The organism is Flammeovirga agarivorans (assembly GCF_012641475.1).
Classification (GTDB): Bacteria; Bacteroidota; Bacteroidia; order Cytophagales; family Flammeovirgaceae; genus Flammeovirga; species Flammeovirga agarivorans.
On sequence record NZ_JABAIL010000003.1, the window covers coordinates 449,922 to 463,095 of the forward strand.

9 protein-coding genes are annotated in these 13,174 nt (G+C 31.4%); 8 read left to right on the top strand and 1 reads right to left on the bottom strand.

What is annotated here, in order from left to right; translation table 11 throughout:
• Nucleotides 1-168 precede the first annotated feature (168 nt).
• The 5 genes from HGP29_RS10935 to HGP29_RS10955 all read left to right on the top strand — a co-directional run bounded on the left by HGP29_RS10935 (nucleotide 169) and on the right by HGP29_RS10955 (nucleotide 5,595).
• Entirely contained in the window at nucleotides 169-867 is a 699-nt protein-coding gene (locus tag HGP29_RS10935; RefSeq protein ID WP_168882440.1) for a hypothetical protein, read from the top strand.
• Between the two features lie 116 nt (nucleotides 868-983).
• On the top strand, nucleotides 984-1,655 hold the full coding sequence (locus tag HGP29_RS10940; RefSeq protein ID WP_168882441.1) for a carbohydrate binding domain-containing protein: 672 nt from the start codon (nucleotides 984-986) through the stop codon (nucleotides 1,653-1,655).
• Between the two features lie 70 nt (nucleotides 1,656-1,725).
• Nucleotides 1,726-3,345, top strand: coding sequence for a sulfatase family protein (locus HGP29_RS10945; RefSeq protein WP_168882442.1), 1,620 nt, complete (start codon nucleotides 1,726-1,728; stop codon nucleotides 3,343-3,345).
• A gap of 213 nt (nucleotides 3,346-3,558) precedes the next feature.
• Complete coding sequence (locus tag HGP29_RS10950) at nucleotides 3,559-3,840, top strand: DUF427 domain-containing protein (RefSeq protein ID WP_168882443.1); 282 nt, start codon at nucleotides 3,559-3,561, stop codon at nucleotides 3,838-3,840.
• A 447-nt stretch (nucleotides 3,841-4,287) separates the two neighbouring features.
• On the top strand, nucleotides 4,288-5,595 hold the full coding sequence (locus HGP29_RS10955) for a hypothetical protein (protein WP_168882444.1): 1,308 nt from the start codon (nucleotides 4,288-4,290) through the stop codon (nucleotides 5,593-5,595).
• Nucleotides 5,596-5,633: 38 nt separating this feature from the next.
• Here HGP29_RS10955 and HGP29_RS10960 read toward each other — a convergent pair whose 3' ends face one another.
• Nucleotides 5,634-9,944, bottom strand: a complete 4,311-nt coding sequence (locus tag HGP29_RS10960) for a caspase family protein (RefSeq protein WP_168882445.1) — start codon at nucleotides 9,942-9,944, stop codon at nucleotides 5,634-5,636.
• 168 nt (nucleotides 9,945-10,112) lie between these two features.
• Here HGP29_RS10960 and HGP29_RS10965 point away from each other — a divergent pair, with 168 nt between their 5' ends.
• The 3 genes from HGP29_RS10965 to HGP29_RS10975 all read left to right on the top strand — a co-directional run bounded on the left by HGP29_RS10965 (nucleotide 10,113) and on the right by HGP29_RS10975 (nucleotide 12,763).
• Entirely contained in the window at nucleotides 10,113-10,745 is a 633-nt protein-coding gene (locus HGP29_RS10965) for a hypothetical protein (protein WP_168882446.1), read from the top strand.
• A 124-nt stretch (nucleotides 10,746-10,869) separates the two neighbouring features.
• Nucleotides 10,870-11,583, top strand: a complete 714-nt coding sequence (locus tag HGP29_RS10970) for a hypothetical protein (protein WP_168882447.1) — start codon at nucleotides 10,870-10,872, stop codon at nucleotides 11,581-11,583.
• Nucleotides 11,584-12,388: 805 nt separating this feature from the next.
• Nucleotides 12,389-12,763: a hypothetical protein gene (locus HGP29_RS10975; protein WP_168882448.1), complete on the top strand. Its 375-nt coding sequence runs from the start codon at nucleotides 12,389-12,391 to the stop codon at nucleotides 12,761-12,763.
• Nucleotides 12,764-13,174 lie beyond the last annotated feature (411 nt).

Sequence of the window (13,174 nt, forward strand, 5' to 3'; positions counted from 1 at the left end):
TTATAGTGGTTGGTTTAAAATCTGTTCAAAAGAGGTTGACTAACTAACTCAATAGACTCACTGTGATATACTTAGCCAAAATCCTTTTATACATTTGAAACACCAGCAATTATTACTGACAAGCTGTTCAAGGAACACATTCTTCAAATGTTTAAATCATAGTGAGTCATGAAACGAAATTTTATACTATTACTTATTTTTCTTTCAACTTGTGCAAATCTTACTTTTGCTCAAAAGAAAATCAAGAAGGTACCCAAGGCCAAAGACGAACAGATCAAGGGATGGATCGATGATTATTCAGGTTTTATTACGTTGTCTTTGGAACAGCGTACAGCTATCTATGAATTATACAAAGATCGATATCTAAAGAAAGACAGCATCCATAATAAAGTAAAAAATGATGAGTCGTTATCATTGAATGAAAAGGTGCAATTGAAGAAAAGAGTAGATAAAGCAATTGATGCTAAATTATTTGATCTTCTTTCGGTAGAGGATTACCTCAACATCAAGTGTTATCATCAGGTGGTTACCCGTTTAGTCAAGATAGAATTTATTGCCCCATTAAGTGAGGTACAACGCCAACGCCTAATGATGGCAATGAGAGAAATGCGTTTTAAGAACGTTATTTTAGTAAATACCTACGGGAACAATTCAGCTTCTGCAAAGCAACAAATGGAAGAAAATAGAGCCATATGTTCAGCGGTAGAAAAAGATATATTTACAGAGGAAATGTACAACCATCTCTACAAACTGAATTTCTTAACAGTGGTGGATTGGTCAAAAAGAAATACACATTCCGATGAAGAAGAGATGTCCAACCTTTTGGATGGTTATAACTTGCTAGAACCAACCAAAAACCTTAATTAATCCCGTTTTTAGGCAATTTTGAAAGGATTTCAACCTTTCTGAATAGCTTTTAAACCCTACTACTTTAGAATATTTTCTACCTTAGTTTTATCAAAAAACGCAACAAACAGAATGAAATGAAAACATTATTCGCACTACTATTAACAGCATTATTATCTCTTCCTGTAGCGGCCCAGGAGTGGATGTATAAACCGATGAAAGAAATTTCGAATACTGGCTTTGAAAAACAAGCTGGACCCATAAAACCTATTTCAACTTTTCCGGGAAAAGGTAAAAAAGGAGTTGAAGGTTGGTATGTAAAGTTCTCGAGTTCGTTTGTAAAAGAGTCGTTGAAAGTAACCAACAAAGAAGCATTTAAAGGTGATTATTCACTACAAGCAAAAACAAACGGACAGGCAAAAGAACTATACAAGGGTTTATTAACGCATAATCCAATAAAAGTAAAAAGCCCTGGAAGATACAGAGTGTCCTTTTGGATGAAGTCATCTGATCCCAATGCAAGGGTTAAAATCAATGTTTTGTTGTCGAAAGATGAAAATGGACAAGTCACTAAAAAGAACAACCAAGGCAAGCCTTTTACTTTAGTGGATGCAAAGCCAAAAGCGGTAGATTATAAGTTAGGCGCTGATTGGAAAATGATTTCAAGACAGGTAGTCCTTACAAAAAAAGACATCGAAGCTGGTTATGAATACATCAATCCAGCATTATTATTAGGTGAAACACCTAACGTAACGTATTACATAGACGAATTTAATGTTGAATATGTAATGAAAAAACAAGCGAAGTAGAACCACTACTTTAATTACATCAATTATATACAGTCGGATAGAGCATTTACTTTTTAGAGATAAGATAAATATGAACTCAAAATTTTTTCAATACCTTTTAATTACCTCAATTATTGGTCTATGGGGTTGTTCAAAACTTCCTCATCAGGAGAAACAAAAAAGACCAAATATTATTTTCATCATGAGTGATGACCACGCCACTCAGGGTATCAGTGCATATGGTGGAATGTTGGCAGAAGCCTTTCCTGATCTTACTCCAAATATTGACCGTTTGGCCAAAGAAGGAATGATTATGAGAAATACGTTTTGTACCAATGCCATTTGTGGCCCTTCAAGAGCTGCAATTTTAACTGGTAAATTTTCACATGTGAATGGATTCTTTAAGAATGAGAAAGGTGGAGATTTTGATGGTTCACAACAGACATTCCCGAAATTATTACAGAATGCAGGTTACCAAACAGCAGTAGTTGGTAAGTGGCATTTAGGTTCAGCACCAACAGGTTTCGATTACTCGAAAGTAATGTTAAACCATGGTGGACAAGGTACTTATTTCAATACGGTATACTTAGAAAACGGTCAAGATACCGTACAGGAAAACCGTTACCATTCAACTCGTCAGGTTTGGGAAGATGCGAAGAAATGGTTAGAGAATGGTAGAGATAAAGAAAAGCCGTTTATGTTGATGTATCAATTTAAAGCACCTCATAGACCATGGCAACCAGACCCTGAGTTTGCTCACGCTTTTGATAAAGTGAAAATTCCTGAGCCAGAGACTTTCCATGACAATTACGAAGGACGTCAGGCGGCAGAAGATGCTTGGCAAAGAATTGATAGAAACTTAAACAGAGAAGATTTAAAAGTACATCCTCAACAAGAAGGTTTATCAAAAAAAGAACTTAAGAAATGGTACAACGCTGGAAATAACAATGATGTGATATGGACGCCAGACCAAGAGTTACAAGGTAAAGCACTTAAAGAATGGAAGTACCAAAAGTATATGCAAGATTACCTTGGTTGTGTAAAAGGAGTGGATCATTACATCGGTCAAATGTTAGATTATTTAGATCAAAATGACTTAGTAGAAAATACGATCGTTATTTACACTTCAGACCAAGGATTCTATTTAGGTGAGCATGGGTGGTTTGATAAGCGTTTTATGTATGAAGAATCATTGCGTATGCCGTTCTTAATTAGATACCCGAATCATATCGCACCAAATACTGAATCGGATAAAATTACCATGAACGTAGACTTTGCACCCACTATCTTAGATTATGCAGGTGTTGAAGTTCCAGAAGATATTCAAGGAGAATCTTTCAAAGATATTGCAGAAGGTAACGAAAATGTAGAATGGAGAGATGCAATGTACTACCATTATTACGAGTTTCCTTGGTGGCACCATGTTCAACCACATTACGGTGTAAGAACAGACCGCTACAAGTTAATTCACTTCTACTATAACCCTGAAGTAGCAAAAGGAAAAGTGCAAAACGAATGGGAGTTATTTGACCTTAAAGAAGATCCGAATGAGTTGAACAACTTATATGGTGAAGCAGGTTATGAAGAATTAACGGCATCATTACAAGATAAATTGTTGGAACTTCAGAGAGAATACAAAGAAGACAACATGCAAGAAATGATGTATAAAACAGACGCCAGAATAAAAAGAAAATACAAGAAAGGATTTTAAGAGAGAAAATAATGTGGACTACTTAAAGTTATTATTATTCATCGAAAACCTACAGCAATATTGTTGTAGGTTTTTTTATTGAAATAAATTCAAGAATTTAATTAGAGTCTCTTCTAATAAGGTTATATTCAGTACATAAATTAAAACATAAACTACCCCTTGTAGTTGTATTAAAAATAAATGTAATCTTATCCTAAATAGACCCTACATACTATGAAAAAAGCCATTTGGAACGGAACAGTTTTAGCTGAAAGTAATGATACCATCGAAGTAGAAGGAAATGCTTATTTTCCTCCTTCCTCAATTAAGAAAGAGTATTTTACAGAAACATCTACCAATACAACCTGCCCTTGGAAAGGAACGGCATCCTATTATACCATCGAGATTGATGGTCAGAAAAATGTAGACGCTGCATGGTTCTACAAACAACCAAGTGCCAAAGCCAGTCAGATAAAAGATTACGTCGCCTTTTGGAAAGGTGTAGAAGTGGTATAGTCCATCTCACTAGAGCTACATTTGTAGCTCTTTTTTTATTAGAAATTCTTCTTGGTTTGTGATAGATGTTAAGTGTAGTATCATTTTTCTTAAAAAGCGAAATACCCCACTGTTCTGAGTGTTAAACGCAGTGTCACTTAGAACTATACCATTGAATAAGTTTCCTAACTTATTACTATTAACCTCTAACATTGATCACAATAGAAAAGTCGGTTTTTTGAAACTGGTAATAAACGTGGTTTTACCATAGACTTCAACAGCAAAAAGTACTTACCGAAGACTAAAAGATTACTCTAAACTTTGTTATTTAATAAATTTTGGAATAACAAAGAACACCGTATTCGAAGAAGCGATAAACATTTTAATATTAACGGTAGAAAGCTATCTTTATGTAATACAAATAAACTAATACTTGGTGTTGACTGATTAATAAAGCAAACTTCTATCATGATAAAATATTATCTCCCTCTGTTCTTTGTACTTCTAGTATTTGGCTGTACTCCAAGAAGTGGTGTATACGAATCTCAAGTGACACCTACTACGACCTATCAGATAGGGTATGGTCTTGGTGAGTATAATGTCACAAACAATTTAAGCAGCTTGGAAATAGAAGAAGATATTGTATCTGTCTTAACGGTTTCTCACTTCAGTGAACATTATGCTTATGGTGAAAGGAAGGTTCTTATTTTAAGAACAAACACAAGAGGAAGAGTGGTATGGTCTAAGTTACTTTCTGTGGCCTCAAAAGGTGGGTTAACTGCCTACAAATTGTTATCTAGCTCGGATGGATCTTTTATTGTATTAGGTTCGACTAATGATGGGGCTGTAGTGATCAAACTTTCTACAGAAGGTCAGGTTATTTCAACCAGACAATTTGAGAGAGATGGAAATGATTGGTACTCTTTCTACGACATTCAAGATTTAAATGACGAATTTATATTAATAGGCAGTTATGGATTCCATTATAACCGTCAACCATTTATAGCCTCATTAGATGCTGAATTAATACCTGTTTCCTTAGGTAAATTAGGCACAAGTTATACTCATATAGCTACTCAGTCTCATTCAATCTTTCTTACCAAACTTCAGAATAATAATGAAATTCATCTTATTAAAGTGAATAATCAGCAAGAACCTATATGGAAGAAAGGGTTTGAGTTTAACAGAGCTATGGATGGATTAAGAAAAGTGGTGGTAACTGATAATTATATTTACATTGTTGGCTATGGCAACCATTTAAATGCTACTTATTTATTTGTTTTAGATCATACTGGAAAAGTAATGAATGGTCTTGGTCTTGAACATCCCTATGGAGATTTGATTGCGGATCAGAATTCAGACAATGTTTTATTATTAATAGGAGGGAAAAATGGAGGAAGTAAGCTCTTTAAAGTTTCACCGGATCTACAGTTTATAGATGAGAAATATATAGCTCGACTTACGGGTAAGCATGGTGATGGTATCACAGGAAAACTTAATTTTGGAGCTAAAACTTTAAATTATCAAACGGACCGCACTAATCAAGATCCACTCTTTGGAAACCGAGGGTTTCATATTGCAAGAATCATAAAAGGGGATTGGTATTCTAACTGTGAGATTTACCAAAACGATGGTGATATTACCAGATATGAATTGGATGTCAAATCTTCTGATTTAGAGTTAAACCATTCTTTTGAAATTGTAGAAGAGTCGAGCCAAAGCATCCTTATACAAGAAGATTCTTTAGATATTAACTTACATACTATTTGTGATTAAATATGTTGGTGTTGTGGGGATTCCTTTTCTATCTGATTCTAATTTCTAATGATGTCATCTATATTATTCAACCAATTATTAAAGTATGGTATTTCGTATAGAACACTAGGTTCATGTATACTAATAGTAGAATTATTATCAGAGAATTTTCCACAAATTACTCTTAGTTTATCTTTGTATATATCAGCCAATAATACGTCTCTATTTAGAGATAGGTTTATAGTTTCTTGTCCTTGATTATCGAAGGTATAGATACTGTTGTTTTTATAACCTATAAATACATTTTTATCTTTTATGTATTTTATATAATCAATAGCATTAACCTTATTGAGGAACTGTAATGAAAACTCATTTTGTTGCATTTGGAAGAAAAAGGTATTTTCTTGGTTGCTTACTACAAAGTATTTATCATCATAATATAATACTTCAAGTTCATCTTCTTTATGAGTAAAGGGTAGCTTTATTTCAGCGATCGTAGTATCTTCTATATGATATTCCCAATCTTTTATTTCAGTAACAAAATCGGATATCTTTTTATTTTGTAATCTATATAACTTTAATGTATTACTATTAATCTTTTTTATATAGTAATTTTTATTGTTATGCAGTTCTATTGTAGTAGTTTCAGGTAATAAAGATTTTTTTTCAAAATCTATTGTAAATAAAACATCATAGTACCTGAAATAATAATTGTCGTTCTTTTTATAAAGATGTAGCTCATATTCATTGATCCAATTGGGTTGTGGGAATTTAACTTGAAGATGGTAGTTCTTGATTTTTTGAAAAATACTATCTCTTAAAGAGCAAGAAAATATCAACTGTAAATTTTCCGAGTTGTATACATTGAGTATAGAATCTTTTTCATAAATAAAGAAATGGTCATCATCTATATTTCTAAAAATTGGATCTTTATACTTATCACCTAATGATAGTCTTTTGTGGTTTTGTAGATTATAAATTCCCAAAGAGAAAAACACAGAGCCCTCTTCATCTGACGAGTTAATCTCTTCATTGTAATATGAAATATTATTTTCTATTGTTGTATTCAATAAATTCATTTCTATTGAATCATTATTGTGGATATTATAAGTTGATACTTCCCAAGATTTATTAGTTATACTTATTAAACTATCATTAATAACATCACGAATGACAAAGAACTTATTAATATTTATAGGTTTATAATTAAAATGTTTTTTAAGCTTATTTGATAATGTAAAAAGATTCTTTTCGGTAGTGTCAAATTTATTAATCTTAGAATCATTGTTGAAAGATAAATATGGGTTATTATCTTCACTTTGTGTATTAATAAAAGTGTATTCTAGAGTATTTTCTTTGTTAGTTATCGAAGTTTTTTTATTCAAATATGTATAGTTTAAGTCTATATCATACATCATGAATTCAATGATATTTTCTTTAGGCTTAAATAAATGCTTCTTTATTTTGTTGAAGGTGTAGAGAGAGAGGTCTCCATTATATAAAATATCACAGGGTAATAATGGATACTTATAATCATACTCTGGTTTTATTGATAAAGTTGAAGTTTGTGTGATGAAAGTACTATCGTACCAAGACATTGACGGTGGAATAACTTTGATAGAATCAATTTCTACCCATTGATTATTATTTTTTTGAATGATTTTTTTTGTCAAATTATTGACAATGATAAAACTAGAAGAGTCTAATTTATACAAGTTGGCGTGGATATAACTTTCATCGTCTTTGTAGAGATTCCATTTACCAAAATCATGTATAATATTCCCTTTGTTATCGATTTCAAACACATAATTAGTGCTATCATTATTAATAAATGTTGAAAGAATATGGTTATCACCATCTACCTTTTCCATACTATTGTAAGTAGATGAAAAGGATTTTAAGATCTTTTCATCAAAGGTCTTAATGAGTTCTCCTTTAGTGTTATACAGCCTAATTCTATTCTCTAATTGTCCAAATGTAGAGTCATAGTTTTTGACACCAAATACTAAAAATTGTTCCTCATTAATAAATTCTATTTGCCTTCTAGCCTTCTGTAGTTCATTATCTTCATACCATAATGGATCAGTTTGTATAAAAGCATTTTTGAAAGTGAGGTTTTCATCAAGAGTAGATATAAAAAAGTACTTATAAAAAATAGCTATTGTATTTCCCTTTGGACTAATTTTAAAATCTAAACCGACTTCTGGTAATCTGATAGATTTTATTTCATCACCATTTGAATTGTAATGAGTTATGATATCTCCGGTTAGTACGTAAAAAGTATCATCATTTGGACTTTTTATCATTTTCACAAAATCCTGTGTTTGCTTTCTTAATAAGATATCTTGATTATCGATAGTCTTAATACAAATATCATTTTTGTGGGAGATAGCAACGGTATTTTCATTTAAAAGTAAAAAATCAAGAGGGTAAGGTGAATCATTAACTATATTTAAATGGTTTGGTTGATATTTACTTTCGATAATTCCACTAATATTTTTTAAGCGGATTTTGTCTTTTATAAGAAATATGCCTTCTTCTTCTATTGCTAAATGAAAAACATCATCTAAGATAGAATCATAATTGAAATTATATTCATCCATTTCTTCTGAAGAAAAAACCTCTTTCTCTGTGGTAGTATTTATTACACTACCATAATAAGTTTTATAATACTTTGATTTGAACTGCTGAATATTATCACTTTCTATTTCTTTTCCAGTTGTATTATAAGTTTCGTATTTATATAACCCTTGGTATAATGTCTTGATTTTTAAATGATTATTTGAGTCGATATTTATTCTCTCAATGTATTCATTTGGTGCTTCCTTGATTTCTGTAATTAGTTTATCGTTATGGTAGTATTTATAGTTATCGTTTAAGGAGTCATAGAATAACACAGTAGATTCGTCTTTGGATATATCATTCAATCTATAATTTTTAGGTACATCATAATTTCCGATCTTTTTTAGGTTATCATCAAAGGCAATAAGTTTCCCTTGTAATTCTATAAAAATCTTGTCCTCCAAAAAAGAGATATTCCATATTGGTTCATATTCTTTCAACTTAGTTTGATATGAACTTAAAATCTTTCCATAAAAATCAAGTTTTAGAATTTTAGTTTCTTGTTGAGCAATGATAATTCTTTTCTGATAGTCTACTTTTAGTATAGAATTAATTTTAATATCTAAAGATTCAGATTCCATAATTTCCACCTCTTCCAGTGGTATTGGAGCTTCACTTAAGGTCTCTTCTAAATAAAATGAATCTTGCTCCAACATCATCTTATAATAGAGTTCATGTGTACTGTAATTAGTACTATCAAGATGGCTTGATGCAATGATCTTTTTAAAAGCTTTTGTATAATTTTTATTATCATAAGCCTTTATCGCATCTTGCGTCAATAAAAGACTTTTAGCTTCTCTTTCTCTACGTTCTGCCTTTTCTTTTAACTCTTTCTCTTCTAATAATTTATTGACTAAAGTTGAGTTGTCCTGACTTTTTATACCACCGATGATAAACTCACTACCAGGTTGGTTGTTCCCAAAGAATCCATACATCGATTCTGTAATATTTAGTTGTGCCTGTTGATGTAACCAAGAAAGTGTAATCGGTAGTCCATTGGGATCACCACTTTCTAGAGCATCTAATAGGATATAACAAAAAGGAGAATGTTTCTCTTCATAACCATCAGGAACAGGTTCAAGGGCACCTGAAGTGAGAAATAACCTCGAGGTTTTAGCTAATTTCTGATTAGCGTAACTTTGTGAACTTTTACCCTCATAAACTTTATTAGCGGATCTATAGGTGGCTACTTTGGTATTGAAAGTTCCACCAAAACAAACATCCAAGATTAGCCCAACATGTTTTGAAGGCAAAGCGTTCAATATTGCATTTAATTGATGATAACCTAAATACGTACTTCTAGCAAAATCTTCTGTATAGGGCTTAGAATCTTTAAATACCAAAAAACCATCATCATAGATGCTTTTATCATAATCTCCATGTCCAGCGATAAACACTAAAAAACGATCACTACTTTTTAGTTTTTGATGATAGGATATAATGGACTTTAAGGCTTCGTTTTTTGTCGGCGATAAGAGTATTTCTGTTTCAAAATTATATTTGACTTCAAGAATTTCTTTCATACTCTTAGCATCATACTCTGCATTTTTTAAATCTGACCACATGGGTTTTCCATCGTATCGATCAGACCCAATAACCAAGGCATACTTTTTACTTTGAACACTTTTGTCCAATTGATTAGTTTGCTTTACTACTAAACCTCTTGAATTTTCAGTTGTTGATTGTCCAAAAAGAAAAAATGACAAAAAAGTAAAGAGTACTGTTAGGAAGCTAGAGATGTATTTCATTAGGTAATTTTGGCATGTTTATCATGTAAAGAAACATATTATTATTACCATTTTCAAAATTAAATCTTGTTAGTGGATATAGTTTTCTTAACCTATCAAGTTAACTAGTCTTTAATCAGTCAACGCTATAAACTTTTTAATGTTCATGGAGGAAAGCTATCTTTAGATATGAAAAATTATGAGGAGCAATTGCTTAGTATTAGTGCTGAAGAATTACCTAAACCAATGAGTATACTTCCTTATCAAGAACTAATAACATTAACTTCAATTCAGTCGTCAAAGGATTATGAGATAGAGTTGATTAAACTATCGGAGAAGTTACCTTTTAAGATATCGAAACTCCCGACTTTTGGTGGTTATAGTGAAGATTGGTTTAATGTTGAAGTGAATGGTTTTAAACATCAATTACAATATTGTGAGAGAGGTTCATTGGATATTCTAAAAGACTGTCATAATCAATTGGAGCTGTTTTTTGAAATATTAAATGCTGTGATCCCTAGCTTCACATCGAGTGCAATTGAGATTGCCAATACTCTGGATGTAATAAAAGATCAAAGGTTACTGATCTGGTTAAGAATGAGTTCGAAAATTTATTTTATGTATCAGGTAAATCACTTTTTTGGAAAAAGTATGCTCACTCAAAATGTAACATGGATGTGTCAAGAATTGGTGCGTATGGGCATTTTTGAAACAGAAAAGCAAGCTTTTAATAGTAAAGAACATATCATTAAGGGCATTTGTCTTTGTGGCACACCTAACGATATGGCAGAATCCCTTTATCATGAACTAAAGTACTCGTAACTTTAAGGACAAGCTATTTTTGATAATCGATGAACTAAGAAATCTGATATATAAAATCTGAATTTCGATATACTGATCACAAAAAAATACAATCTTAAGAATACCATAAAGCAAACAAAAAAGGATGAAAGAATATTTAAAAATTACTGGTCAAGAAGGATTGATCTACTTCAAAGAATTAAGAATCTCTGATATCATGATCACACCGACTTCAGCGGGGCAATTTCGCTTTGATTTAGATATAAAAACGTATGATGGACAATACCCAGAAGCTGAAATAGCTGAATTTGAAAAGGAAATGGGTTTAGAAATCAATACTAATATTTCATATGTATGGCTAACAATAGAAAATAAACCTTTAACAAAGAAAGAGGTATCATCGATTAGAAATTTTGATTTCGAAATTAAGAACGGAGGAGACGAAGATAGTGGGGAAGGTTTAGCTTTTGCCTATTTTGGGTGGGGAATCGAACTCTATAATAACAAGGTGAAGATTAGAGAGATCGAGAATGAACTTTGGCTTAACTGGACGGCCACTTCAGATGATGTTAATTTCTATGATGAAAGGGCAAAACCAACACAATATGAATTTAATGTAAGAGTTAACTTGCTTGAACTTACTAAAGAAGAAGACATCTCCACCAGATGGAAGAAGTTAACAAACAAAGGTGAGGTTTATTTTAAAGTCCTAAGAGATATGAGGAACGGACGATTATTTAATAACGATAAACGTATCTACGCTCCACTAGGAAGAGAAAGGACCTATTATGATGCGATTACAGCATGGAAGGAAGTACCGAGACTAATGTCTGAAAATGATTTTGAATTCAAGTTTTAGGAAGCACATTCAATGAACTTTATGCAATTTTATTTCTCTTTTGTGGGTAGAGTGTTGTTTAGGTCATAGTCTTATATATGGTTCTTAATGATGACTTTCGTCTTAACACAAAGGACAATCTATTAATTTGTATTACCTATAAATGACAGATATATAATGACTTACGTAAAAATAGCCCTAACTTCTAATTAGGGCTATTCAATACTCATTTTGACAATAACCAGTCAAGTAGCTTTTTCAACTGAAACGAAAACTTCGTATCAAATGTCTCTTCTTTTGTACCTTTCGCATCTTCTTTCTTACTGTAAGAAATCGAAAAATGAATCATACGCTTTTATTGGGTTTTGGTTGAAAAACGTTAGTAAAATTAGCAGATGGATTTTTGTTGTAAGGTGTTGACTTTCAAGTATTTTTTTGCATGTATAAAGAGGGAATTATTCACAACCTTCAATTGTGTGCTGTATAGCGTGTTACGAATAAAAATTTTATTATAGAGTATTGGTCATAAAATCCAAAACTTGTCATTTTTAGGTGAGAATTTTAGAAATTTTCAAGTAGTTACAAGTAAGTGTTTAGGACAAGGAGTTAACTTCCTTACCTGAGAAGAATATTAATAGTGGTAGCGATTCTCACTGTTCTTAATGTTAAGCACTTGCGTTGTTTCAAACTATAAAATGGATGAAATACGAATTTCTTAATTAAATATGCATATTATTTGTGTATTGTTATAAGTCCCAGACTTAAACATTAGTTAGTTCTTAGTGACGACTTTCGTCTTAACAATAAGAACTGCAAAAGAGAAGTAATGAAAAAAATACAAACTTTTATATTACTGACACTACTATTATATGGAATAGTGTCAGTCATAAAAACTGAAATAATGATGAGTAATTCTTCAATTAGATATTCAATTGGTAGTATTGAAGAGATAAATTTACCTCATATTAAATATTCTTATTCATATCAAAATAAAATATTCTCAAGTGTTGTAAGGAAATATAAGAACGATATCCATTTGAATGATAAGTTTATTATCAAAATCTATGTAGATGACCCTTCTGTATCAGATATATATTTAGGTGAAAAGATAAGTCAAGATAAAATAATTAATATACCATCTGAAGGCTGGAAAGAGATCCCCTCTTTTTTTTCAAAGAAAAAAAATCTTGACTTTATCTAAAACACCCACTGTTCGTAATGTTAAGCGCAAGCGTCATTACGAACTATAATGTTGTTTAAGTTTCCGAACTTAAAACAACAAAACTCTATTTCAAGTACAACTGGCGATTTTAATGTAAATACATACAATATTGGAATAGATATTGGTAAAATGTTGGACTCCTAAAAAATTTGAATCACCTATTAATCTAAATTATAATGAAGGAAAAACAGAGTAAATTTGATATTGTTCTTGTTGTAATAATTATTGTTTTGGCAATAAGTTTCACCTTTATTATCAGTCCTTATTTAGATAGAGAAAAAGAGCGAAGCTACTTCCAAACACAATTCAAAGTAGATACTTTTCCACTGTTCGTAATGTTAAGTACAAGCGTCATTTCAAACTATAAAATGGATGAAATACGAATCTTTT